26 protein-coding genes and 1 pseudogene are annotated in these 23,554 nt (G+C 72.5%); 13 read left to right on the top strand and 14 right to left on the bottom strand.

The window, feature by feature from the left end; translation table 11 throughout:
• Nucleotides 1-48: 48 nt before the first annotated feature.
• Nucleotides 49-1,209, bottom strand: coding sequence for an FAD-dependent oxidoreductase (locus ACZ3IG_RS31350; protein WP_467436292.1), 1,161 nt, complete (start codon nt 1,207-1,209; stop codon nt 49-51).
• Between the two features lie 120 nt (nt 1,210-1,329).
• On the opposite strand from ACZ3IG_RS31350, the gene ACZ3IG_RS31355 reads away from it, so the two are divergent.
• Nucleotides 1,330-2,013 (top strand): pentapeptide repeat-containing protein, encoded by a 684-nt coding sequence (locus ACZ3IG_RS31355; protein WP_467436294.1) that lies wholly within the window; start codon nt 1,330-1,332, stop codon nt 2,011-2,013.
• 53 nt (nt 2,014-2,066) lie between these two features.
• Here the strand turns inward: ACZ3IG_RS31355 and ACZ3IG_RS31360 are convergent, their stop codons facing one another.
• The 3 genes from ACZ3IG_RS31360 to ACZ3IG_RS31370 are packed head-to-tail and all read right to left on the bottom strand — an operon-like array spanning nt 2,067 to nt 4,777.
• The gene (locus ACZ3IG_RS31360; RefSeq protein WP_467436295.1) at nt 2,067-2,564 is read right to left on the bottom strand and encodes a hypothetical protein; all 498 of its coding nucleotides are present in this window, start codon (nt 2,562-2,564) and stop codon (nt 2,067-2,069) included.
• 34 nt (nt 2,565-2,598) lie between these two features.
• The gene (locus ACZ3IG_RS31365; protein ID WP_467436297.1) at nt 2,599-4,002 is read right to left on the bottom strand and encodes a M1 family metallopeptidase; all 1,404 of its coding nucleotides are present in this window, start codon (nt 4,000-4,002) and stop codon (nt 2,599-2,601) included.
• Between the two features lie 52 nt (nt 4,003-4,054).
• Complete coding sequence (locus tag ACZ3IG_RS31370; protein WP_467436298.1) at nt 4,055-4,777, bottom strand: GbsR/MarR family transcriptional regulator; 723 nt, start codon at nt 4,775-4,777, stop codon at nt 4,055-4,057.
• Between the two features lie 228 nt (nt 4,778-5,005).
• Between ACZ3IG_RS31370 and ACZ3IG_RS31375 the strand changes: the two genes are divergently transcribed.
• From ACZ3IG_RS31375 to ACZ3IG_RS31385, 3 genes are read left to right on the top strand one after another with little or no spacing between them, the layout of a single operon-like run.
• Nucleotides 5,006-5,686, top strand: a complete 681-nt coding sequence (locus ACZ3IG_RS31375) for a DUF4097 family beta strand repeat-containing protein (RefSeq protein WP_467436299.1) — start codon at nt 5,006-5,008, stop codon at nt 5,684-5,686.
• A gap of 32 nt (nt 5,687-5,718) precedes the next feature.
• A complete protein-coding gene (locus ACZ3IG_RS31380) occupies nt 5,719-6,669 on the top strand; it encodes an ATP-binding cassette domain-containing protein (RefSeq protein WP_467436301.1) in 951 nt (316 codons plus the stop codon).
• Nucleotides 6,666-7,460, top strand: coding sequence for an ABC transporter permease (locus tag ACZ3IG_RS31385; RefSeq protein WP_467436302.1), 795 nt, complete (start codon nt 6,666-6,668; stop codon nt 7,458-7,460). The genes ACZ3IG_RS31380 and ACZ3IG_RS31385 overlap by 4 nt, the downstream gene beginning before the upstream one ends.
• Nucleotides 7,461-7,518: 58 nt before the next feature.
• On the opposite strand, the gene ACZ3IG_RS31390 is transcribed toward ACZ3IG_RS31385, so the two are convergent.
• Nucleotides 7,519-8,079 carry a GlcG/HbpS family heme-binding protein gene (locus ACZ3IG_RS31390; RefSeq protein WP_467436304.1) on the bottom strand — a complete coding sequence of 187 codons (561 nt, stop codon included), beginning with the start codon at nt 8,077-8,079 and terminating at the stop codon, nt 7,519-7,521.
• 179 nt (nt 8,080-8,258) lie between these two features.
• Between ACZ3IG_RS31390 and ACZ3IG_RS31395 the strand changes: the two genes are divergently transcribed.
• Nucleotides 8,259-9,461: a sensor histidine kinase gene (locus tag ACZ3IG_RS31395; protein WP_467436305.1), complete on the top strand. Its 1,203-nt coding sequence runs from the start codon at nt 8,259-8,261 to the stop codon at nt 9,459-9,461.
• Complete coding sequence (locus ACZ3IG_RS31400; RefSeq protein WP_467436306.1) at nt 9,458-10,099, top strand: response regulator; 642 nt, start codon at nt 9,458-9,460, stop codon at nt 10,097-10,099. The genes ACZ3IG_RS31395 and ACZ3IG_RS31400 overlap by 4 nt, the downstream gene beginning before the upstream one ends.
• Here the strand turns inward: ACZ3IG_RS31400 and ACZ3IG_RS31405 are convergent.
• The 4 genes and pseudogenes from ACZ3IG_RS31405 to ACZ3IG_RS31420 all read right to left on the bottom strand — a co-directional run bounded on the left by ACZ3IG_RS31405 (nt 10,027) and on the right by ACZ3IG_RS31420 (nt 12,070).
• Nucleotides 10,027-10,959: a helix-turn-helix domain-containing protein gene (locus ACZ3IG_RS31405; protein WP_467436308.1), complete on the bottom strand. Its 933-nt coding sequence runs from the start codon at nt 10,957-10,959 to the stop codon at nt 10,027-10,029. The genes ACZ3IG_RS31400 and ACZ3IG_RS31405 overlap by 73 nt on opposite strands.
• Nucleotides 10,956-11,485 (bottom strand): annotated as a pseudogene (locus tag ACZ3IG_RS31410) (DUF6879 family protein). The gene ACZ3IG_RS31405 and the pseudogene ACZ3IG_RS31410 overlap by 4 nt, the downstream one beginning before the upstream one ends.
• A complete protein-coding gene (locus ACZ3IG_RS31415) occupies nt 11,469-11,660 on the bottom strand; it encodes a hypothetical protein (RefSeq protein WP_467436330.1) in 192 nt (63 codons plus the stop codon). Before ACZ3IG_RS31415 ends, ACZ3IG_RS31410 begins: the two are co-directional and overlap by 17 nt.
• A 119-nt stretch (nt 11,661-11,779) precedes the next feature.
• Nucleotides 11,780-12,070 carry a DUF6879 family protein gene (locus tag ACZ3IG_RS31420; protein WP_467436309.1) on the bottom strand — a complete coding sequence of 97 codons (291 nt, stop codon included), beginning with the start codon at nt 12,068-12,070 and terminating at the stop codon, nt 11,780-11,782.
• A gap of 78 nt (nt 12,071-12,148) precedes the next feature.
• Between ACZ3IG_RS31420 and ACZ3IG_RS31425 the strand changes: the two genes are divergently transcribed.
• Nucleotides 12,149-12,613 carry an ATP-binding protein gene (locus ACZ3IG_RS31425; protein WP_467436331.1) on the top strand — a complete coding sequence of 155 codons (465 nt, stop codon included), beginning with the start codon at nt 12,149-12,151 and terminating at the stop codon, nt 12,611-12,613.
• A gap of 63 nt (nt 12,614-12,676) precedes the next feature.
• Here the strand turns inward: ACZ3IG_RS31425 and ACZ3IG_RS31430 are convergent, their stop codons facing one another.
• Nucleotides 12,677-13,252 carry a TerD family protein gene (locus ACZ3IG_RS31430; protein WP_467436310.1) on the bottom strand — a complete coding sequence of 192 codons (576 nt, stop codon included), beginning with the start codon at nt 13,250-13,252 and terminating at the stop codon, nt 12,677-12,679.
• A 154-nt stretch (nt 13,253-13,406) separates the two neighbouring features.
• On the opposite strand from ACZ3IG_RS31430, the gene arfB reads away from it, so the two are divergent.
• Nucleotides 13,407-13,844 (top strand): alternative ribosome rescue aminoacyl-tRNA hydrolase ArfB, encoded by a 438-nt coding sequence (gene arfB, locus ACZ3IG_RS31435; RefSeq protein WP_467436312.1) that lies wholly within the window; start codon nt 13,407-13,409, stop codon nt 13,842-13,844.
• A gap of 24 nt (nt 13,845-13,868) precedes the next feature.
• On the opposite strand, the gene ACZ3IG_RS31440 is transcribed toward arfB, so the two are convergent.
• On the bottom strand, nt 13,869-14,387 hold the full coding sequence (locus ACZ3IG_RS31440) for a flavin reductase family protein (protein ID WP_467436333.1): 519 nt from the start codon (nt 14,385-14,387) through the stop codon (nt 13,869-13,871).
• A gap of 445 nt (nt 14,388-14,832) precedes the next feature.
• Between ACZ3IG_RS31440 and cdgB the strand changes: the two genes are divergently transcribed.
• The 3 genes from cdgB (at nt 14,833) to ACZ3IG_RS31455 (ending at nt 18,121) form a co-directional block, all read left to right on the top strand.
• Nucleotides 14,833-16,506, top strand: a complete 1,674-nt coding sequence (gene cdgB / locus ACZ3IG_RS31445) for a diguanylate cyclase CdgB (RefSeq protein WP_467436314.1) — start codon at nt 14,833-14,835, stop codon at nt 16,504-16,506.
• Nucleotides 16,507-16,625: 119 nt separating this feature from the next.
• On the top strand, nt 16,626-17,603 hold the full coding sequence (locus tag ACZ3IG_RS31450) for a carbohydrate-binding protein (protein WP_467436316.1): 978 nt from the start codon (nt 16,626-16,628) through the stop codon (nt 17,601-17,603).
• Between the two features lie 170 nt (nt 17,604-17,773).
• Nucleotides 17,774-18,121, top strand: a complete 348-nt coding sequence (locus ACZ3IG_RS31455; protein WP_467436318.1) for a peptidase inhibitor family I36 protein — start codon at nt 17,774-17,776, stop codon at nt 18,119-18,121.
• Between the two features lie 186 nt (nt 18,122-18,307).
• Here the strand turns inward: ACZ3IG_RS31455 and ACZ3IG_RS31460 are convergent, their stop codons facing one another.
• From ACZ3IG_RS31460 to ACZ3IG_RS31470, 3 genes are all read right to left on the bottom strand, one after another.
• On the bottom strand, nt 18,308-19,234 hold the full coding sequence (locus ACZ3IG_RS31460) for a 1-phosphofructokinase family hexose kinase (RefSeq protein ID WP_467436320.1): 927 nt from the start codon (nt 19,232-19,234) through the stop codon (nt 18,308-18,310).
• A gap of 120 nt (nt 19,235-19,354) precedes the next feature.
• Nucleotides 19,355-20,590, bottom strand: a complete 1,236-nt coding sequence (gene nagA / locus ACZ3IG_RS31465) for an N-acetylglucosamine-6-phosphate deacetylase (RefSeq protein WP_467436322.1) — start codon at nt 20,588-20,590, stop codon at nt 19,355-19,357.
• Nucleotides 20,590-21,534 carry an ROK family protein gene (locus ACZ3IG_RS31470; RefSeq protein WP_467436324.1) on the bottom strand — a complete coding sequence of 315 codons (945 nt, stop codon included), beginning with the start codon at nt 21,532-21,534 and terminating at the stop codon, nt 20,590-20,592. Before ACZ3IG_RS31470 ends, nagA begins: the two co-directional genes overlap by 1 nt.
• A 118-nt stretch (nt 21,535-21,652) precedes the next feature.
• On the opposite strand from ACZ3IG_RS31470, the gene ACZ3IG_RS31475 reads away from it, so the two are divergent.
• The gene (locus ACZ3IG_RS31475) at nt 21,653-22,915 is read left to right on the top strand and encodes an ABC transporter substrate-binding protein (RefSeq protein WP_467436326.1); all 1,263 of its coding nucleotides are present in this window, start codon (nt 21,653-21,655) and stop codon (nt 22,913-22,915) included.
• A 51-nt stretch (nt 22,916-22,966) separates the two neighbouring features.
• Nucleotides 22,967-23,209, top strand: coding sequence for a DUF3263 domain-containing protein (locus ACZ3IG_RS31480; protein ID WP_467436328.1), 243 nt, complete (start codon nt 22,967-22,969; stop codon nt 23,207-23,209).
• The last annotated feature ends 345 nt before the right edge of the window (nt 23,210-23,554 follow it).

Consider the following 23,554-nt stretch of genomic DNA (forward strand, 5'->3'; position numbering starts at 1 on the left):
GGTCCCCTCGCTGCGGTGCGAAGCCGTGTCGTGCCCCAGCCAACGTCCTCAAGCGTGCTTGAGGTCAAGCTCCCGCAGCCCGAGCGCCAGCGACACCGCCGTCAGCGCGCTGTTGAAGGACACCTCCGACAGCAGCCCCGGCGCCGCCACCTGGTCGCCCGCCAGGTACACCCCGTCGCCGCGGTCGACGGCGGGCCGGTCCCGCCAGGTGCTGCCGGGCGGGTCGACCGCGCCGGTACGGCCCCGCGCCACGGCCTCCCGCCGCCAGGTGACCCGCTCCCGCCACCCCGGGAACCCCAGGTCGAGCAGTTCCTCCGCCCGCGCGACCCCGGCCGCCTTCGGCTCGTCCGGCGCGATCGGGAACTGCCCCTGGATCAGCTGCTCGCCCGCCGGCGCCAGCGTCCGGTCCTGGGCGGTGAACCGCTCGATCCACCCCGGCGCGTCCAGGTCGGACACCGCGAACGCGTCCCCGCGCCGCGTCCGTACGGCGATGTCGACCAGGGCGGCGCCCCCGCTCGGCCAGGTCAGCGCCTCGTCCCCGAGCAGCCGTCGGGCGGCGTCGAGGGAGGTGGCGACGACGACCGCGTGGTCCTCCGGGAGGGCGTCGACGCGGGAGCCGGTCTCGATCCGTACCCCGAGGTCCCAGGCGCGGGCGGCCATCCGGTCGATCAGCGCGGACCAGCCCCCGCGCGGGTAGTGCGCCTCGGGCGGCAGCTTGGCGGCCCGCCGCAGCCGTTCCCGTACGAACGCGGCGGACAGCGAGCCGGGGTCGTGGTGGAAGAGCGCGACCGCGCAGTAGTGGGCGGCGGCCCGCGCCCCGTCCTCCCCGACGACACCGGTCGCCCAGGTCAGGAAGTCCACGTCGACGGGGGCCCGGCCCGCGCGCCGCCGCAGCAGCCTCAGCAGCGCGAGGGGCGGGGTACGGCGCAGCGCGCCCCGGTGCCGGAACCGGAGCCGGGCCCCTTCCAGCGGCGGGATGGGCGCGAGCGGCCCGATGAGGTCGCGCTTGCGCAGCCAGGTCCAGTGCGGGCCGCCGTTGTAGAGGGCGTGCGGGCCCTCGTTGGTCCGGTACGGCCCCTCGGCGGTCCGGGCCCGGCCGCCGAGGGTGTGGTGGGCCTCGTGCACGGTGACCCGGGCGCCGGCCTCGGCGGCGGAGATGGCCGCGGTCAGCCCGGCGAAGCCGCCGCCGACGATGGTGATGCGGTGCATGCGGGGTACTCCCTCGGCTCGGTCCGGTTCTCCTTCTGTTCCCGTTTCCTCTCCCTTACGACGCCCGGGGCGCCGCGGATGTGACAGGGCGTTGTCAGTGGCCGGGTGCAGCATGGGGGCATGGCGAGAAGAGCGGCGGACGGTGCGGGGACGAAGGTGAGGGCGGCGCGGCGGCCCGGCGTACGGCTGCCGGCGCTGGCGGAGTACGACGGCGGGGGACTGGAACCGGACGGCGACTACGACGGACTGGACGTGCGGGACGCCGACCTCGCCGGGCAGGACGGCGCGGGCGCCCGCTTCATGGACTGCGCCCTGACCGGCTGCGCGCTGGACGGGACGTCGCTGCGCAGCGCGCGGCTGCTGGACTCGGTCCTCACCGGCGTACGCGGGGTCGGCACCGACCTCTCCGGGGCCACCCTGCGCGACGTCGAGCTGTTCGACGCCCGGCTCGGCGGGACGCAACTGCACGGGGCGGTGCTGGAGCGGGTGCTGATCCGCGGTGGCAAGATCGACTTCCTGAACCTGCGCCGGGCACGGCTCAAGGACGTCGTCTTCGAGGGCTGTGTGCTGGTCGAGCCCGACTTCGGCGGTGCCCGCCTGGAGCGGGTCGAGTTCGTGGGCTGCGCCCTGAAGGAGGCCGACTTCAGCGCCGCCGTCCTCGTCGACGTCGACCTGCGCGGCGCCGAGCCGCTGGAGATCGCCCGGGGCGTGGACCGGCTCTCCGGCGCGGTGATCAGCCCCGCCCAGCTGCTGGACCTGGCGCCGGTGCTGGCGGCGGAACTGGGGGTGCGGGTGGTGGCGTAGGGGCGTGCGAGGGGGGGAAGGGGGGACCGGCGGCCCTGGGCGTCCACCGGCCCCTAGATACGGGGGAAGCGGGCCTGAAGGGTCCAGACGGCCGGATTGTCCGCCAGGTCCTCGTGCATGTCGGTCAGGTCGGCGATCAGGTCGTGCAGGAAGTCCCGGGCCTCCCGGCGCAGTGCGGCGTGGGAGAAGGACAGCGGGGGTTCGCTCACCGGCAGCCACTCCGCCTCGATGTCGACCCAGCCGAACCGGCGTTCGAACAGCAGTCGGTCGCTGGACTCGGTGAAGTCCAGCTCCGCCCGCTGCGGCCGGGCCGCCCGGGAGCCCGCCGGGTCCCGGTCGATCCGCTCCACGATGTCGCACAGCGCCCAGGCGAAGTCCAGCACCGGCACCCATCCCCAGGCTGTGGAGATCTCCCGGTCGGCCTCGGTGTCGGCGAGGTACACGTCCCCGCTGAACAGGTCGTGCCGCAGCGCGCGCACATCCGCCCGCCGGTAGTCGGTCTGCGGCGGGTCGGGGAAGCGGGGGGAGAGGGCGTAGCCGATGTCGAGCACGCCCTGATGGTGTCACGGCGCGCGGCGTCGCCGGTCACGGCCGTTCCGGCTTCCCGTCCCCGTACAGCCACTCCTCCCAGATCTCCGTGAAGTCCTCGTCCGGCAGCCGTCGCCCCACGTACGCCGTGAAGTCGTCGGTGTCCGCGTTGCCGTGCCGGTACGCCGATGCCCAGCCGCGCAGCAGGGCGCGGAAGGCGGTGTCGCCGGCCCGCTGCCGGATCTTGTGCAGGACCATCGCGCCGCGCTGGTAGACGGGGGCGCCGGAGACGCGCGCCGCGTCCGGCGGATCGGCGGGCGGGAACGCCCAGATCGCGGCATCGGCCTCCGTACCGGCGAAGTAGCGCCCGGTGTACAGCGCGTCGAAGGTCTCCTGCGCCGTGTCGCCGCCGTGGTCCTCCTGCCACAGCCACTCCGCGTACGTCGCGAAACCCTCGTTGAGCCACATGTCCCGCCAGGTCTTCGGGGTGACGGAGTCGCCGTACCACTGGTGGGCGAGTTCGTGGACGAGCAGGACGATGCCGGGGGCGCCGGGGAAGACGGGCCGGTTCTGGGTCTCCAGGGCGTAGGTGACGTCGGACGGACGGTCGACGATCGCGCCGGCGGAGGAGAACGGGTACGGGCCGAAGAGGTCGCCGGCCCAGTCGAGGACCTCGGGGACCCGCTTCAGCACGTCCTCGCTCGCCGCCGCCTGCGTCGGGTCGACGGCCGTCAACACCGGCAGTCCGTCCTCGGTGCGGGAGCGGTCGACGCGCCACTCGCCGATGGCCACGGTGGCGAGGTAGCTCGCCATCGGCTCGGTGGTCCGCCAGGTGGAGGTGGTCCGCCCGTTCGCGGTCCGCTCGCCGGCCGGTTCGCCGTTGGAGACGGCGCGCAGCCCCTCGGGCACGGTCACCGTGATGTCGTAGGCCGCCTTGTCCGAGGGGTGGTGGTTGCCCGGGAACCACGCCATCGACCCCACGGGCTGGCCCAGCGCCAGCGCGCCGTCGGCGGTGCGCAGCCAGCCCTCCTTCGAACCGTCGGGGTCGGTGATCGTCTCCGGCTCGCCGTCGTAGCGCACGGTCACCCGGAAGGTGTCGCCGTCGTCCAGTTCCTCCGGCGGCCGGACGGTCAGCTCCTGCCCGGCGCGCTGGAAGCGGGCGTCCCGGCCGTCGACCTCGACCGTGCCGACCCGCAGCCCGTCGAGGTCGAGGTTGAACGCCGACAGGTCCCCGGTCGCCCGCGCGGTGACCGTCGCGGTACCGGTGAGGCGGTGGTCGTCGGGGGCGTAGGCGAGGTCGAGGCCGTAGTGGGTGACGTCGTAGCCGCCGTTGCCCGCCTTGGGGAAATACGGGTCGCGCACACCGCTGCCGCCGGGCCCGCCGTCCACCCCGCCGCACGCGGTGAGCGCGGTGAGGGAGAGGACGGCGGCCACGAGGGGGCGGGGGCGGGGTGTGCGCACGTCGTGAGCCTATGGGGAGCAGGCGGGTGGACGGCTCGCGGGAATCGGCCGGTCAGGGGGTGCCGGCGGGCTTGGTGTGGAGCACCTCCCGGCCCTGCTCGGCGGCGCGGGTGATGCTCTCGCCGACGAAGTCGAGGAAGCGGGCGATGTTCTCCAGGCGCACGGCGGCCGGGGTGCCGGGGCCCAGGACGCCGACGCCCTGCCGTGAGACCTCGATGACCTGGACGAGCGACCGGGCGCTGGCGATCATCGCCTGATACCAGATGTCGTCGTCCACGACATAACGGTCCCGGCGCCGCTCGTCCTTCTCCCGGCGCACCAGGCCCTGGCTCTCCAGGAACGTGATCGCCTTGGAGACGGACGCCGGGCTGACCCCGAGCCGCTGGACCAGCTCGGCCGCGGTGAGGCTGCCGGTGTCGGTCATGTAGAGGGCGGCCTGCACCCGCGCCATCATCTTGGGCGTGCCCGCCTGCATGAGGACGGTGGTGAACATCTCCTCGTACGCGCGCACCGCCTCGCCGTCCCGCCCGTGCGGCTGCGGCGCCGCCTCCGTCCCCCGGGGCGCGGCCCGCCGGCGCCGCTGGGTGCGGTGCTCGGTGGCGCGGTGGGCCAGGTCGGCGCGGTAGCCGGTGGGGCCGCCGTTGCGCATCACCTCACGGGTGACGGTCGAGGTCGGCCGGTCCAGACGCCGGGCGATCTCGGCGTAGGCGAGGCCGTCGGCCAGCCCCAGCGCGATCTGCTGGCGTTCCTGCTGAGTGAGCCTGCCTCCCGGCATCGGGCGTCTCCTTCGTGCTCCGTGGTGCGCCCCACCATAGCTTCACCTGCACCCCATTGCAACGACCAGGGAGGGCTGTCGTTGCGTTACTAGCGCACTCGTTGCAATGAAATAGCTGCTATGACCAGCGCAAACAGCGGACATGTGCAACGAATCGATTGCGCGATCCATGAACGCAACGTAGCTTTTCTCATGTCGGAAACAAGGAACGCACCGAAGGAGAGCACCATGCAGACGTTCGCCACCCCCGCCCCGGTCTCCGCCGTCCTGGACATCCCCGCGGGCCGCATCCGCTTCATCGCCGCCGACCGCGCCGACACCACGGTCGAGGTCCTCCCGGCGGACGCCTCGAAGGGCCGCGACGTGAAGGCGGCCGAGGAGACCACGGTCGAGTACGGCGACGGTGTCCTGCGCATCGCGGCCGCCCCGGCGAAGAACCGGGCGAACCGCGTCCTCGGCCCCTCCGGCGCCGTCGAGGTGACCGTCCGGCTGCCCACCGGCTCCCACGTCGAGGCGACGGCCGCCGCCGCCGAGTTCCGGGGCGTCGGACGGCTCGGCGACGTCACCATCGAGGGCGCGCGGGGCCCGGTCAAGCTCGACGAGACCGCGAGCGCCCGCCTCACCGTCCTCGACGGCGACGTCACCGTCGGCCGCCTCGGCGGTCCCGCCGAGATCAGCACCCAGCGGGGCGACCTCCGCGTCACCGAGGCCGTGCGCGGCACGGTCACGCTGCACACCGGGTCGGGCGCCATCGAGGTGGGCGCCGCCCGGGACGTCTCCGCCTCGCTGGACGCCGGCACCGGCTACGGCCGCGTCCACAACGCCCTGCGCAACACCGACGGCGCCGCCGCCGGCCTGACCATCCACGCCACCACCGGCCACGGCGACATCACCGCCACCAGCCTCTGATCCGGCCGACTCACCACTGGGGGGACCCCGACATGACCAGCATGGCCATCCAGGCCCGTGGACTGCGCAAGTCCTACGGAGACCAGACCGTCCTCGACGGCATCGACCTCACCGTCGCCGAGGGCACCGTCTTCGCCCTGCTCGGCCCGAACGGCGCCGGCAAGACCACCGCCGTCAAGATCCTCTCCACCCTCGTCACCGCCGACGCCGGCGAGCTGCGGGTCGGCGGGCACGATCTGGCCGCCGAGCCGCAGGCGGTGCGGGCCGCGATCGGGGTCACCGGACAGTTCTCCGCCGTGGACGGGCTGATCACCGGCGAGGAGAACATGCTCCTCATGGCCGACCTGCACCACCTGCCGAAGGCGGAGGGCCGACGGGTCGCGGGGGAACTGCTGGAACGGTTCGACCTGACGGACGCGGCGAAGAAGCCCGCCTCGACCTACTCCGGCGGCATGAAGCGCCGCCTGGACATCGCCATGACCCTCGTCGGGAACCCGCGGATCATCTTCCTCGACGAGCCCACCACCGGCCTCGACCCGCGCGCCCGGCACGGCATGTGGCAGATCATCCGCGAACTCGTCACCGGCGGCGTCACCGTCTTCCTCACCACCCAGTACCTGGAGGAGGCCGACCAGCTCGCCGACCGCATCGCGGTGCTGAACAACGGCCGGATCGCCGCCGAGGGCACCGCCGACGAACTGAAACGACAGATCCCCGGCGGCCACGTACGGCTCCGCTTCTCCGACCCGGTCGCCTACGGCCGGGCCGCCGGCACCCTGCGCGACAGCACCCGCGACGACGACGCGCTGGCGCTGCGGCTGGCCAGTGACGGCAGCCAGCGGGAGCTGCGCGCGATCCTCGGCCGGCTGGACACGGCCGGCATCGAGGCCGACGAACTCACCGTGCACACCCCCGACCTCGACGACGTGTTCTTCGCCCTCACCGGCACCACCACCGACGCGGCCAAGGAGACCGTCCGATGAGCACCCCCCTGAGCCTGGTCCTGCGCGACTCGTCCACGATGCTGCGCCGCAACCTGCTGCACGCCCGCCGCTACCCCTCCCTCACCCTGAACCTCCTCCTCACCCCGATCATGCTGCTGCTGCTCTTCGTCTACGTCTTCGGCGACGTGATGAGCGCCGGCATCGGCGGCGGGCAGGCGGACCGCTCCGCCTACATCGCCTACCTGGTCCCCGGCCTGCTGCTGATGACCATCGGCTCCACCACGATCGGCACGGCGGTCTCCGTCTCCAACGACATGACCGAGGGCATCATCGCCCGCTTCCGCACCATGGCCATCCACCGCGGCTCGGTCCTCGTCGGGCACGTCGTCGGCAGCGTGCTCCAGTCGGTGGCCAGCGTGGTGCTGGTCGGCGCGGTCGCCGTGGCCATCGGCTTCCGCGCCACCGACGCCACCGCCCTGGAGTGGCTGGCCGCCCTCGGCCTGCTCGTCCTCTTCGCCCTGGCGCTGACCTGGATCGCGGTCGGCATGGGCCTGGTCAGCCCCAACGCCGAGGCGGCGAGCAACAACGCGATGCCGCTGATCCTGCTGCCCCTCCTCTCCAGCGCCTTCGTCCCGCTGGAGTCGATGCCGGGCTGGTTCCGCCCGATCGCCGAGTACCAGCCGTTCACCCCGGCCATCGAGACCCTGCGCGGCCTGCTCCTGGGCACGGAGATCGGGCACAACGGCTGGCTGGCACTGGGCTGGTGCCTGGGCCTGGCGGTCCTCGGCTACTTCTGGTCGGCCGCCAGGTTCAACGGCGACCCGAGGTGAGGGACCACCGGAGGGACCACCGGAGGGACCACCGGACGGAGACCGTCCCGGGCGGGTGTCAGCGGCCGAGCGCCGCGGCGCCCGCTCGGGCGTACTTCTCGTCCAGGTCGCCGGAGGGGGCGCCCGCCACGCCGATGCCCGCGACCGGCGCGCTCTTCGCGGTGACCGGGACACCGCCGGCCAGGAACAGGGTGCCCGGGATGTCCTTCAGGTTCGGCGCCGACTCCAGGCGCTTGACCAGCTCGGAGGTGGCCGCGTTCCAGGAGACGGCGGTGTACGCCTTGCGCTCGGCCGACTCGTAGGACTGCGGGCCGGCGCCGTCGCCGCGCAGGGTGACCACGGTGTCGCCGTCCCGGTCGACGACGGCGACGGTCACCTTCTGGCCCTCCTTCTCGGCGGCGTCAAGCGCGGCCTGCGCGGCCTCGGCGGCGGCGTCCACGGTCAGCCGGGTGACGGTGGTGGTCGTCCCGGACTTCACGGCACTCGCGGCGGGCGCGGCGGCCGGCGCGGCGGCGTTCGCGGCGACCGCCCCGAAGGCGGTGGCGGCGACTGCGGCGAGCACGGTGGCACCGGTGGCGATCCGGGCACGACGGGAGAGGGACTTCTTCGCGTGGGACATGGGGGCTGGCTCCTCGGTCCGGGGCCGGGCGGCCTGCTGCGGCCCGGCGCCTTGTGATCTCCACCCTCCGCCCGCACCCCGCCCCGCCCGGTCGCCGTTCCGGCTGCTCAGGACGTGCGGGACGGACGACCCGGGGGTCATCCGATCGGCTGACCCCCGGGCCGCCGAGCGCGGCGACAATGAACCTGAACCCGTACCTGCTGTCAGGAGGACCCGTGGACCCGGACGCCCGCCGCTTCGGCGCCGTCGTGCACGCGGCGTTCCTCCTCCTGCTGGGCGGCGCGCTGGCCCGCTTCCTGCTCCGCCACCCGGGCGAACCCCGCACCCCCTGGATCATCGCCCTGTCGATCACCCTGGCCGCGCTGCACCTGCTGGGCCGTACCGGCACGCGCGACGACCGTGACCGTGGCGGAGTACGCCTGGCCGCCGTCGTCGCCGTCTGGATGGTCCTGGTCGTCCTCGCCCCCAGCTTCGCCTGGTGCGCGGTCCCGCTCCTCTACACCGGCCTGCGCACCCTGCCCACCCGTGCCGCCCTCGCCCTGGTCGCCGTACTGACCGCGTTCGTGGTCGCTGCCCAGCTCCGGCTGGCCGCCGCCGTCGATCCCAACCTGCTGCTCGCCCCGCCCGCCGTCGCCGCCCTGGCCACCGCCGTGTTCCTGCGCGCCGAGCGGCAGTCGGACCGCCAGCGCGCCCTCATCGACGACCTGGTCCGCACCCGCCGGGAACTGGCCGCCTCCGAGCGCCGCGCGGGCACCCTCGCCGAACGCCAGCGCCTCTCCATGGAGATCCACGACACCCTGGCCCAGGGCCTGTCCAGCCAGCGGATGCTGCTCCAGGCCGCCGACCGGATCTGGGAGAGCGACCCGGGCAAGGCCCGTACCCACGTGCGTTCCGCCGGGTCCGTCGCCGAGCACAACCTCACCGAGGCCCGCCGCTTCGTCCACGACCTCGCCCCCGCCGACCTGGCCCGGGGCGGTGACCTCCCGGCCGCCCTGCGCGCACTGGCCGGACGGGAGGCGGACGATTTCCTCACCGTGCGGGTGCGGGTGGACGGCGGCGGACGCTCCCCCCACCTCCCCGACCGCGTCCAGTCGTCCCTGCTCCGCGTCGCGCAGGGCGCCCTGGCCAACGTCCGCGAACACGCGGACGCCACCGAGGTCACCCTCACCCTGACCCTCCTGGACGACGAAGCCGTCCTGGACATCACCGACGACGGCCACGGCTTCGACCCGGCGTCCACCGCCCCCACGGGGACCCGGGGCCACGGCCTGCCCGCGATGCGCGCCCGCCTCCGGCAGCTCGGCGGCACGCTGACGGTGGAGTCCGCCCCTGGCGAAGGCACCGTCGTCTCCGCCGCCGTCCCCCTGGAGCACCGCCGATGACCCATCCCCCCTCCCCGGTCCGCGTCCTGGTCTGCGACGACCACGTGGTCGTCCGCGCCGGACTGCTCGCCCTGCTGGACAGCGCCCCCGGCATCGAGGTCGCGGGCGAGGCCGGCACCGGCGAGGAGGCGCTCGCCCTGGCCGCGAAACTCGCCCCGGACGTGGTCCTGATGGACCTCCAGCTCGGCGCGGGCATCGACGGCGTCGAAACCACCCGCCGCCTCACCACCGCCCCCGCCCCGCACCCCCGCGTCCTGGTCCTGACCACCTACGACACGGACGCCGACATCACCCGCGCCATCGAGGCGGGCGCCACCGGCTACCTCCTCAAGGCCGAACGCCCCGAGGAGCTGTTCGCCGCTGTGCACGCCGCCGCGCAGGGCCGCACGGCCCTCTCCGAGCCGGTCGCCGACCGCGTCATGGCCCGTCTGCGCAGCCCCCGCCCCACCCTCACCGACCGCGAACGCGACATCCTCGCCCAGCTCGCCCGGGGCCTGGGCAACCGCGAGATCGCCCGCGCCCTGTTCATCAGCGAGGCCACCGTCAAGACCCATCTGCGCCGGATCTACGGCAAACTCGGCGTCGACACCCGCGCGGGCGCCGTCGCGGTCGCCAAGGAGCAGCGACTGCTGCGGTGAGCCACGGCCACGGCGTCATCCCAGGCCGACCCACTGCCGGCACGCTGCCATGTCCACGTTCCCGCCGCACACCACGGTGACGACGTGCCGCCCGGCGAACCGCCCCCGGTCCTCCAGGACCGCCGCGACACCCAGTGCGGCCGACGGTTCGACGACCAGCCCGGCACGGTCCAGGAGCAGCCGCATCCCTCCACCGTCACCATTCGGTCATCTTTGATCGAGAAGGAATGGCTGGCGATGTCATCCTGCCGGGCCGAAAAGAGAACAATACGGAGATCGACACTCGGTAGCTGTGACACAGTGACGAGCTTGTCGAGCTGGCCTGCCATCATCAACGACGGCAGGATTCTCCAACGCAGTACCTGTTCGGTCAGTATGAAATGAAGCCTTCGGCCCGACTCGTGAATAATGTGCTGCCGTGCCAGCCTCGCACCCATGGTGCGCGCAAGCTGGTCCTCACCGAGTTGTTTCCGGCCGAGTACGGCCCGCACGTACTCGGGAGTCTGTAGCAGGCCAGGGATGAGGGCAGGCTGAAACAGGCGCAACTGTTTCGTACGTGCTTCGATGGCCTGAATCTGCTGCTGTTTCCGGTGATAACCGAGCCTTCGGTACAGGCGCCAGGCCGTCGCCTCCGTCGCTGCTGCCCGAGCGACCGACATGTACTGACTCTTGACCTCGGCGGAGACGCCCAAGGTGGCGAGGATGTGTTCTACGTCCACGACGCTCGGTATGACACTGCCGTTCTCGATCTTCGACAGTTTCGACGCGGACATGGCGGCGCCGCGGGCAACGACCTTGGCCTCTTTCCCGGATGCCTGCCGCAGTGCCCGCAGCGCCGCCCCGATCTCAGCTCTGTTCACTCGCCGTGCAGCGCCCACCACTCCGTGAACGGAACGGCATGAGCGAGGGCCGTGTCCCGGCACGCCTGGAATTCGGCCACCCGGTCGTCTGCCGGGAACTCGCTTCCGAGGTATTTCCCGGAGTCGTCGTACGCCATTACTCCCGTCACCCGGTCGTCGAACATCCAGAAGTCGGGTGCCTGCGGGATCGGGTTGGGTTGCTCCGTGGTGTCGAGGATGAAGAACTCCTCACCGGCGGTCATGTTCCGGTGATACCCCCAGGACAACTCGAACCGCAGGTAGTCGGTCAGCGGCCGGGACAGGATGTGCACGCGGTATGCACGCTTGCCGGACCTCGTGGCGTCTCCCACTGTCGTCAGCACGCGGCCTTCTGGTACGACTCCGGCTGCTCCTCCCCGGCCAGGAAAGCCTGATAGGCGTCCACCCCGCCGGACTGGCCATAGTCGTCCAGCGTCTCCAGCCGAAACGCCTCTCGTTCGAACACCGTGAACCACTCGCCGAGCGACCGACTAGATGAAGTTGCCACGAACGGCCTTCCGGATCAGATCGACAGGGATCTCGACGAGACCCTCGTGCGCGGGAACGTTGCTGGGGCGGTCCATGAGGAGACCGCCCTGGACGACGAGGGACCCCCGGTCGCTGGCGTACAAGGTCGGGCATTCACCGTCCTCGCACTCACCCACCAGCCGTGTCAGTTGCACCACCGACCAGTCCTTCCTGCCAGGGACAGCGTCAGGATCGATCGTCGCGTCGGAGCCGCGCCCATCGCAAGGACCCGTGGTTTCCACTTCTGGAAACCACGGGCCGGCTGCCCCGGACATCACCCGGCTACTCGCGCGTAATCGGCGAACGGTACGGAATGTGCCAGGGCGATGCGCTTCCACTCCAGGAAGGAAGTGATGTCGCCTGCGGACAACTCCCGGTTGATCTGCGTGCCGTCCGGCCGAAAGCGCAGAAGGACCACCTTCGACTCGTCGAACATCCACCAGTCAGGACCTGACAGTGGAAGTCCGTAGTCGTCCTGGGTCACGTCCAGGACGCGGACGTCCTCCCCCGCGCCGATGTTGCCGGGAATCCCCCAAGCAAACTGGTGGCGCTGGTAGTCCGTCAACTGTTGTGAGCCCGGCACGCTCGCGGAGCTTTCGCAGCTCCGCCCCGAGGCGTTGCTGGCGCAGGGTTGCCGTGGTGGCTGCGCACCGTATCCCCACCCCACACCTGGTCCTACGCCCTCCGCCTCCCCCATGACCCCAGAGCCGCACGCGTCGCACGTATGACCGTGCGGGCCGCTCTCGCCGGGCACGGGCGGCATGAACTCGTCGATGACGTCGAGCTGATGGCGTCCGAGCTGGTCACCAACGCCTACCGGCATGCGGGCGGGCCCTGCTCGGTGCGGATCAGCGCACTCGGTGACGGGCGGCTGCGGGTCGGTGTCCGGGACAGTCACCCGTACGTTCCCCCACCCTTCGCCGAGCCGGGTTCCCCCCTGGTCCGCGCCGTTCCCGGTGCCACCGGCGGACGCGGGCTGCACCTCGTGCAGGAGTGCGCCGGGACATGGGGTGCGTGGTCGCTGGGCGAGGCGCTGCCCGGCCGGCGTGGCGCCGGGAAGGTGCTCTGGTGCGAGGTGGGGGCAGTGGCCCGGCCGGTGCCGGAATGACACAGCCCTCGGCCCCGCCGAGCCGAAGCTCCACGGGGCCGAGGGGCAAGAAGGCAACCGGCGTCAGACGTTCACGCCGAAGTCCTGGGCGATGCCCACCAGGCCGGAGGCGTAGCCCTGGCCGACCGCGCGGAACTTCCACTCCGCACCGTTGCGGTACAGCTCGCCGAAGACCATGGCGGTCTCGGTGGCCGCGTCCTCCGACAGGTCGTAGCGGGCGATCTCCGCGCCGCCGGCCTGGTTGACGATGCGGATGTAGGCGTTGCGGACCTGGCCGAAGTTCTGCGAGCGGTTCTCCGCGTCGTAGATCGAGACCGGGAAGACGATCTTGTCGATGTCGGCCGGGAGGGCGGCCAGGTTGACGTTGATCGCCTCGTCGTCGCCCTGGCCCTCACCGGTGCGGTTGTCGCCGGTGTGGACGATGGACTGGTCCGGCGTCTGCTTGTTGTTGAAGAAGACGAAGTGGGCGTCCGAGTAGACCTTGCCCTGGGTGTTGACCGCGATCGCGGAGGCGTCCAGGTCGAAGTCGGTGCCGGTGGTGGTACGGACGTCCCAGCCGAGGCCCACGGTGACGGCGGTCAGGCCCGGAGCCTCCTTGGTGAGCGAGACGTTGCCACCCTTGGACAGGCTTACAGCCATTGTTGGGAGTCCCTTCCCTCGTGTGCGTACGGCAGTACGGCAAGAAAGCTACAGCTACCCCCAGGAACGACGAGGGGGGTACACAAGGTTCCAGCTCGCTTTACTTTCTTTACCTCGGATATTCGGGTGACGTGGACCGGACAGGCGCGGGACCATGGGGGACATGTCCGCACCCCTGGTCGTCAGAGGCTCCGTGTCCGTCCCGGAGGCCGAGCTGATGTGGCGTTTCTCGCGCTCTTCCGGGCCCGGCGGGCAGCACGTCAACACCACCGACACCCAGGTCGAGCTGCGCTTCGACCTGGCCCGCACCGAGGCGCTGCCCGAGGTGTGGAAGCGGCGGGCGCTGGAGCGGCTGGCCGGGCGGCTGACCGACGGCGTCGTCACCGTCCGCGCCTCCGAGCACCGCTCCCAGTGGCGCAACCGCGAGGCCGCCGCCGTACGCCTGGCCGCCCTGCTGGCCGAGGCCACCGCGCCGCCGCCCCGGCCGCGCCGCCCGACCCGCGTCCCGCGCGGCATCAACGAGCGCCGGCTGCGGGAGAAGAAGCAGCGCGCGCAGACCAAGCGGGGGCGCTCCGGGAAGGGCTGGGAGTAGCCCGGCGGGGGAAGGGGCCGGCGCTCAGCCCAACTGCCGGTACCGCCCCCGGAAGTACGTCAGCGGACCGCCCTCCGCGCTCGGTACCCGCGCGGTGAGCACCCGGCCGATGACCAGCGTGTGGTCCCCGGCGCTCACCCGCTGCTCGGTGCGGCACTCCAGGGTCGCCAGCGCCCCGCCGACCAGCGGCGCGCCCGACTGCTCGCCGCGCACGTAGGGGATGTCCTCGAAGAGGAGGCGGTCGCTGAGGCGGCCCTTCATCGCGAAGCGGCCCGCGATGTGCCGCTGGCTCTCCGAGAGGACCGAGACCGCCCACAGGGGCTGTTCCGCCAGCAGGTCGTCCATGCGGGAGCCCTCCCGCACGCTCACCATGACCAGGGGCGGGTCGAGGGAGACGGAGAGGAAGGCCGTCGCCGTCATCCCCGCGTCCTCCCCGGCCGGGGCGCCGGGATCGTCCGGGTCCAGGGGCGGCTCCTGCGCGGTCACCAGGACCACGCCCGAGGCCAGCCGGGACATGGCGGCACGGAACTCGTCGTTGCTCACTCCCTCAGCATGCACGGCGGCGGCGGGGGAGGGAGAGGACACGGTGGCGGGGCTGGTGTGGGACACGCCGCCACGCTAACGGCCGCCCCGCGGCGCCCGCATCGGGCTCCGGTCCCGGACGGGAGACCTAGGACCAGGGGAGAGGCGCACTACACGAGATTTGCGTTCAGGAAACGCACGCGGAAAGTGCGGAAACGTCACGCAATTGTTCATCTTCCGCTGTGACTTGAGTCACAAGAGCTAGGAATTGTTGACCCTGTGTACCGAGTGGGCAGCGCGCTGTGATTCAGTGGCGGGAAGCTGCAAGAGCATCATCGACGCGCCATCGAGATCGCACCGCCGGGACGGCGCGTCACCGAGCACGACGAGCATCGAACCGCATGATCCGGCAATGGCGCCGAAGATGACCCTTGATTCGCTGCGAGGTCTCGGGGGGAGGGCGAGCATGGAGACCGAGTCGGAGCCGTACGTCCGCCTTGCGTCCCTTCGGCAACTGCACCAGGCCATGGCCGACATGAACACGGCCCGCAGCCTGGCGGACACCCTGCAGACCGTCGCGGACGGCGTGGTCCACGCCCTCGGCTACGAGATGGCGTGCGTCAACCTCGTCCGCCCCGACGGCGACCTCGTCGTCGCCGCCTTCGCCGGGAACTCGGCCGCCGAGGCCCTCATCACCGGCCGCGTCGGCCCCCGCGCCTCCTGGGAGCGCCGCCTGAACATGGGCGAGCGCTGGGGCGACCTGATCTTCATCCCGCACACCGAGGGCTGGATCCTCGACGACGACGACGTACCGCAGTGGTACACCGACGGGCCCGCGCCCCGCTTCGAGGACGAGTGGCACCCCTCGGACCGCCTCTTCGCCCCCATGTACGCCCCCGGCCCGCAGGGCGGCGGCACCAGCGGCGAGCTGATCGGCGTCCTCTCCGTGGACCGCCCGCGCAACGGCCGCCGGCCCGGCGCCTGGGGCCGCGAGGCTTTGCAGATGTACGCGTTCCAGGCCGCCATAGCGATCAGCAACGCCCGGCTCCGCTCCAACATGCAGCGCGCCCTGGTCCGCCTGGAGCGCGAGCAGCAGGCCCTGCGCGCCAGCGAGGAGAGCTTCCGGCAGGCCTTCGAGTACGCCCCCTCCGGCATGGCCATCGCCGAGATGGGCGGCGACCAGCACGGCCGCATCCTGCGGACCAACGACGCGCTGTGCCGCCTGCTCGGCCGCCCCGCCTCCGCGATGCGCCGGTACTCCTTCTCCGACCTCGTCCACCCCGAGGACATAGGCACCCTGCTGCGCACCTCGGCCGAGGGCGGCCGGGCCGAGCTGCGGCTGCGCCGCCGGGACGGCTCCTACGTCTGGACCTCGCTGCGCAACAGCGTCGTCGCCGACGCCGCCGACGGGCCCCGCTTCCTGCTCACCCACGTCGAGGACATCGAGGAGCGCAAGCGCCGCGAGCTGGCCCTCGCCCACCGCGCCTCCCACGACTCCCTCACCGGCCTGCCGAACTCCGCCGAACTGCGCTCCCGCCTCTCCGCCCGGCTGTGCACCCGCCCCCAGTCGGCGCACCCCGCGGTCGACGCCATGGACGCCGCCTACGGGGACGCCCCGGCCGCCGACCCCGTCTTCGACTCCGGCGGCCACTACTTCGACTTCCCGCCCCACCCGGACCCGTACGGCGGGCACGACCACCACGAGCACGCGGTCACCCCCGAGGGCGACCGGGACGACGGCACCAAAGGGCTCGCGGTGCTCTTCTGCGACCTCGACGGGTTCAAGTCGATCAACGACCGGTTCGGGCACAACGCGGGTGACGCCGTGCTCATCGAGGTCGCCCGGCGGCTCTCCGGCGGCGTCCGGGACGGCGACACGGTGGCCCGGCTCGGCGGCGACGAGTTCGTCATCCTCGCCGACGGCCTCGGCCGGGCCGACGCCGCCGACCTCGCCGTACGGCTGCGCAACGAGATCATCCAGCCGATCCGGGCCGAGGGACGGGCCGTGCGGGTGGGCGCCAGCTTCGGCATCGGGTGGGCGCACTGCGGCATGACCGCCGACGAAGTGCTGAAGTCCGCGGACGAGCGGATGTACATCGAGAAACGATCTCGTCCCAAACAACATCGGCGGGCGGGTTGATCCCCAGGTCAGCGAGTTGATGCGGTCCGCGTCACCCGTTCGGGTCACCGGCACCGGGTAGGCTCGGCCTCTCACCACGCACACCGCACCCGCACCGCACCTGGTTAGGAGACCTAGGGATGACGCCCGGCAACAACGGCGCGAGCACGCCCGAGGACGACGACCCCTTCGGCTACCTGTACGCCGACGGGCAGGCCAACGGGGCCCAGCCGCCGTCCGGTGGCTACGGCTACCCCCACTCGGTCAACCGCGTGCGCCCGGTCGGTACCCGCCAGTACGGCGGCCAGCAAGCCGCCCCGCCCCAGCAGGGCGCCTACGGCCGGCCGAACGCCCCCTCCGGTGCCCAGACCCCGCCCTACGGCCAGAACCCGCACTACGCCGCCCCGGAGACGCTCCCCGGCGGCGCCCCCACCGCCCCCCACCAGCAGCCGGGACACGGCGGCGGGCACGGGGGCGGACACGGCGGCGGGCGTCGCGGTCCCAACACCAAGGGCCTGCTGATCGGCGCCATCGCGGTGGTCGCCGCCGTCGTCATCGGCATCGGCATCGCCATGACCGGCGGCGACGACGAGGACAAGAGCACCGACCAGGCCGGCGGGGCCGGCCCGACCCAGTCCCAGAGCAGCGGCGAGCCCAGCCCGTCCGCCAGCGGCAGCGCGCAGAGCGACGCGGAGCTGCCGACCGTCGACGCGCAGACGCTCAGCCTGAGCGGGGGCGCGGTCACGGCCTCCGAGTTCGAGGGCGCGAAGGCCGACGGCGGCGTCTATGTGACGGGCTTCAACAAGGTCGGGGCGAAGGTCACCTGGACCGTCAACGGCATGAAGGAAGGCACCTACCGGTTCTACGTGGGCTACGGCATCCCAGGTGAGGACGCCAACGCGACCGTGGTGGTCAACGGCAAGTCCGCGACCCGTCCCCTGAACATGAAGAACTTCGGCGGAACGCCCGAGGGGGACTGGGAAAAGGGCTGGCAGACCTCCTGGGCCAACGTGAACCTGAACGACGGCACGAACATCATCGAGCTGGCTTGCAACGAGGGCAACCAGTGCAACGCCGTCCTCGACCAGTTCTGGCTGACGGAGGAGCCGCCGAGCTGACCGCGGGGACAACGGTGGTCGGCCCCTGCCGGTGACAGCAAGGCGGCGGGCGCCTCGAAGACAGGCCAGGACAGAACAAGCCAGTTGATGGCGCCTTGGTCGCTGGTGACGCCGTGCCCTCTTGGTCACCGTTCCGATGTCTGTTGATCACGGAACGTAGGGAGCTTCCTGTGAGCATACTCAAGAAGAGCCTGACGACGGTGGCTGTGGCCGGTGCGCTGCTGGGCGGCGTCTTCGTCACGCCGGCCGCGGCGGCTGATCCCAACACCTGCCCGAAGGGGAAGGTGTGCGGATGGTCGGGGAAGGACAGGACCGGAACCAGGACCGCCATGTCAGTAACACCTGGCTGCTACCCCTTCAAGACCGCTCGGTCTGTCTCGAACCAGACGTCCTACAAGATAGAGTTCTGGGACATCACCACCGGCTGCGGTGCCGGCACCAAGCGGGTCACTCTGCAGCCAGGCACATACTCGGACAACCCCGGCATCATTGACGGAATCGCCGTTTACGCGAAGTAAGCCTCTCGGGGCCAGACACGCCTGTATACCGTGAACGTCGACCGGCGTCCACGGGAAGACGGTTCCAGCCGTCCTCACGTCGTGCGGCAGGGGCCCCGGAGCCGTACAGGTGCTCCGGCCGCCAAGCGCTCCCGGCGGCCGGGGCTGCCCGACGGTCGCTCCTTGCCGACTGCGCACCGCATTGCCTCAGGCCGCGCTGGCCTCCCCTGTGATCGTCACGCGCCCGAGCAGCTCCTCGTAGGCCGCCCGGTCGAAGTCGCCGGCGGTCGGGGACAGGACCGTCGCCGCCGAGAGGGCCGCCGCCCGGGCGAGGCGGTCGGGCCAGGGACGGCGTTCCACCAGGGCGGACAGCAGGCCCGCGACGGCCGCGTCACCGGCGCCGGTCGGGTTGCCGCGCAGCTGCCGCGGAGGGGCCGCGCGCCAGCGGCCCTCGGGGGTCACCGCGAGCAGGCCCTCCGGGCCCAGGGAGGCGACCACCGCGCCCGCGCCGCGCCGACGGGCCTCCTGAGTGGCGCGCAGCGGCTCGTGGGAACCGGTGAGTCCGGCCAGTTCCTCGGCGTTCGGCTTGAGGACGTCGGGCCGTCCGGCGACCCCTCGGCGCAGTGCCGCGCCACTGGTGTCGAGGAGGGCGGGGACCCCGGCCGCGCGTGCCGTGCGGATCAGTCCCGCGTACGCGCCCACCGGGACGCCCGGGGGCAGGCTGCCGCACAGGGCCACCGCCGAGGCGCCGGCCAGCAGGCCCTCGTACACCTCCTGGAAGGCGGACCACTCGGCATGGGTGATCACCGGGCCGGGCTCGTTGAGCTGCGTGGTGCCGGAGTGCTCGTCGACGACCGCGACGGTGCGCCGGGTCGTGCCGGAGACCGGGACCAGAGCGTCCGCCAGGCGCGGGACCCCGGTGAGCCGGTCCCGCAGGATCCGGCCCGTCGTGCCGCCCGAGAAGCCGGTGACGGTGACCTCGTGACCGAGGGCGGCGAGCACCCGGGCCACGTTGACGCCCTTGCCACCGGGGCGTTCCGTCACCTCGGCGACCCGGTGGGAGGTCCCCGGCCGAAGGGACGGTACGCGATAGGTGATGTCGAGAGCGGTGTTCAGCGTGACCGTGAGGATCACCGGACCGACCTCCCCCTTTGTGGCTGCGCCTGCCGTGGAACCCGTGGTCACGATCATGCCAAACGGACGGCGGTCGGCCCACCCCTCGGACCGGCCACCGTCCGGTGACGGCGGGACGGATCAGCCCAGTCGGGGATCTACCACCCACTCCCCCCGCCGCATGACGCCCCTGAGGGTGAAGTCCGCGTCCAGCACCACCAGATCGGCGTCCTTGCCCGGCTCCAGCGAGCCCACCCGGTCGTCGAGGCCGAGCAGCCGCGCCGGGTTGGCGGAGATCGCCGCGACCACGTCCTCGACCGGCAGCCCGTCCACCGTCACCGCCCGCTTGAAGGCGCGGTCCAGGGTGAGCGTGGAGCCCGCGATCGAGTCGCCCTCGACCAGCCGGGCCACGCCGTCCTCGACCTTCACCTCCAGCGGACCGAGCAGATAGCGGCCGTCGCCGAAACCGGCCGCGTCCATCGCGTCCGTGATGAAGGCGACGCGGCCGGCCCCCGCGTGGTGGAAGGCGAGCCGGAGCGCGGCCGGGTGCAGGTGGACACCGTCGTTGATCAGCTCGACGGTGACCCGCTCGTCCTCCAGCAGGGCCGTGATCGGACCGGGGGCCCGGTGGCCGATCGGCGGCATCGCGTTGAACAGGTGGGTGGCGACGGTCGCGCCCGCGTCGATGGCCTGGCGCGTCTGCTCGTAGGTGGCGTCCGTGTGCCCGACCGCCGCGATCACGCCGTGCTCGGTGAGCAGGCGTACGGAGTCCAGGCCGCCCGGCAGTTCGGTGGCGAGCGTCATCATCCGGGCGTGGCCGTGGGCCGCGTCGACGAGCTTGCGGACCTCGGCCGGGTCGGGGTCGCGCAGCAGCTGCTCGTCGTGGGCGCCCTTGCGGCACGGGGAGATGAACGGGCCCTCGAAGTGGATGCCGGCGATGTCGCCCTGCTGGGCCAGTTCGGCGAGCATCCCGGCGTGCCGGGCGAGGAAGTCCAGGTCGCCGGTGACGGCGGAGGCGACGAGGGTGGTGGTGCCGTGGCGGCGGTGGGTCTCGACGCCCTTGAGGACGTCCTCGGCGGTGCCGCCGGCGAAGGAGGCTCCGCCGCCGCCGTGGTTGTGGAGGTCCACGAAGCCGGGGACGATCCAGTGCGCCTTCACATCGATGACCTGGGCGTTCTCCGGAACGTCGGCGGTGATGCGGGTACCGTCGACGGCCACCTGCCCGCCCCGGACGGTTCCGGTGGGGAGGACGACGTCGGCGCCGGACAGCACCAGGGGGGTCTTGTCCGGCACGGGGTGCGGGTTCGTGGTGGCTGGTCGTGCCCCGCGACGGAGTCGCGTGCCGGCGCTGTCCCGCGCCCCTGGGTCGGCTGCCATCAGGACGTTTCCTCCGTACCGTCGGTGGTGTTCAGGAGATCCCAGGCCAGGAGCCCCGCGCCGAGGCATCCCGCCGTGTCGCCCAAGGCCGCGGGGACGATGGACGGCTGGGTCTGGAAGGTGATCCGGCGCGCGACGGCCTCCCGCAGCGGTGTGAACAAGGTTTCCCCCGCCTCCGCCAGGCCGCCACCGATGATCAGGGTCCGGGGGTCCAGCAGGGTGAGCGCGGTGATCAGGCCGTCGGCCAGGGCGTCCACCGCCTCCTGCCACACCCGCGCGGCCCGTACGTCCCCGGAGACGACGGCCTTGGCGCAGTCGGCGGCGTCCGCGCCGGGGTCGCCCGAGGCCGCCGCCCACGCCTGGCCGACGGCGCTCGCGGAGGCGTACCGCTCCAGGCAGCCGCGCTGCCCGCACGGGCAGGGGGTGCCGCCGGGGCGTACGACGACGTGGCCGATCTCGCCCGCGAAGCCGTGCGCGCCGCCCTCCACCCGGCCGTCGATGCCGATGGCGCCCGCGATGCCGGTGCCGAGGGGGACGAAGAGGAAGCGGTCGGCGCCCCGGCCCGCGCCGACGCGGCCCTCGGCGAGGCCGCCGGTGCGCACGTCGTGGCCGAGGGCGACCGGGATGCCGCCGAGCCGCTCGCTCAGCAGGGCGCGCAGCGGGACGTCGCGCCAGCCGAGGTTGGCGGCGTAGACGGCGGTGCCGTGCGCGTCGTCGACGATGCCCGGGACGGCGACGCCGGCCGCCGCGGGCGGCGTGCCGAACCGTTCCGCCCCCAGGACGCTCAGTTCGGCGGCGAACTCCAGGACGGCCTCGACGACCGCCTCGGGCCCGCGGTCGCGGCCGGTGGGCCGGCGGGCCCGGTGCAGCGGCTCGCCGGCCGGCCCGGCCAGGGCGGCCTTCATCCCGGTGCCGCCCACGTCCAGGGCGATGACATGTCTCACGGGGAACAGTGTGGCCCGCTGACCCGCGAGAGGTCTAGTCCACTGGGGTGGTGTAGACCTTGATCCGTTAAACGGACAACGATCGGCGCTATCCGGTCGGCGAAGCGGGGAGCGAACAGTGCAGCGGCGTGGAAAAGGGACGATCGCGGTGGTGTCCGCACTGGGCATGGCCGTGGTCCTCGGCGGCTGCGGCTCGGGCGGGTCGGACGAGGTGACCCTCCGCCTGGTCGCCGCCGACTACGGCGACAGCGACTCCACCAGCTCCCAGCGGTACTGGGACGAACTGGCCGAGGCCTACGAGGCCGGCCACTCCGACGTGAACGTCGAGGTCACCGTCTACTCGTGGAACGACGTCGACCGGAAGGTCCGCGAGATGGTCGACGCCGGCAAGGCGCCCGACCTGGCCCAGATCGGCGCCTACGCCGACTACGCGGACGAGGGCCTGCTCTACCGGGCCGACGACCTGCTCTCCATCCCCACCCAGGCCAACTTCGTCTCCCAGCTCGCCGCCGCGGGCCAGGTCAGGGGAGTGCAGTACGGACTGCCGTTCGCGGCCTCCACGCGCGTGCTCTTCTACAACAAGACCCTCTTCGCCAAAGCCGGCCTCTCCGCGCCCAAGAGCTGGGACGACCTCGCCGAGGCCGCCGAGGCGCTGAAGGCGCAGGGGGTGACGTACCCGTACGCGCTGCCGCTCGGGCCCGAGGAGGCGCAGGCGGAGACCATGCAGTGGCTGCTCAGCGGCGGAGGCGGCTACACCGACACCGTCGGCACCTACACCATCGACTCCGCGCAGAACGTCGCCACCTTCACCTGGCTCAAGGACGAGCTGGTCGGCAAGGACCTGACCGGCCCGGTCGCGCCCGGCAAGCTCAACCGGGCGGACGCCTTCGCCGCGTTCGCCAAGGGCGAGGTCGGCATGCTCAACGGCCACCCGTCGCTGATGGCGATGGCCGAGAAGAACGGCGTGAAGTACGGCATGGTGCCCACCCCCGGCGTCGACGGGGAGAGCGGGAGCACGCTGGGCGTCACCGACTGGATGACCGCGTTCAAGAAGAACGGCCACCAGGAGGAGGTCGGCGACTTCCTCGACTTCGTCTACGACGACGACAACGTCCTCGACTTCTCCCGCCGCTACGACCTGCTGCCGGTCACCGCCTCCGCCTCCGAGACGATGGCCGCGGCCGACGAGGACGAGCACCTGAAGCCCTTCCTCGACGAGCTGCTGACCTCCGAGCTGTACCCGGTCGGCGAGACCTCCTGGGCCACGGTCAGCGCGCAGATCAAGAAGAACATCGGCAAGGCGGTCACCTCCGACGGGGACCCGGAGGCGGTGCTCCGGCTGCTGGAGACCACCGCGAACCAGGCCGAGAGCGCCGGGTAGCGCGGGACGGCGCCGTCGCCCGCTGTCGGCGCCCGGCGTTACGGTGCGGACATGGATGAAGGCGAGCAGCAGCCGCTGGGGGAGCGGGAGCGGCGCGTCCTCGCGCTGGAGCGCCGCGGGTTTTCCGGCCCCGGCGCTAAGGAGCGCGTGATCCGCGAGGAGCTGGGCCTCGCCCCCGTCCGCTACTACCAGCTCCTCAACGCCCTCCTGGACGACCCCCGGGCCCTGGCGGCGGACCCGGTGACGGTGAACCGCCTGCGCCGCGTCCGCGAGGCCCGCCGGGCGGAACGCTGAGGTGGACGGGGCCGTGGGGATGGCGGGGCTGTTGGGGCGAGCGGGGTGCTGAGGCGGCCGGAACGCTGATACGGGCGGGTCACTGGGGCGTGTGCGCGGCGGAGGCGGGCTGGTCGCTCCGACGGGCGGATCACTGAGGCGGGCGGAACGCTGAGGAGGCCGGGTCCTCGGCCGGCGGGTCGCCGGGGCGGCTGGGTTACCGGGGTGGCTGGGCCGCTCGGTCGGTGGGTCGCCGGGGCGGGCCGGGTTACCGGGGTGGCTGGGTGGCTCGGTCGGTGGGTCGCTGGGGCGGCTGGGTTACCGGGGTGGCTGGGCCGCTCGGTCGGTGGGTCGCCGGGGCGGGCC

This window comes from Streptomyces sp. NPDC016677, from assembly GCF_055562815.1.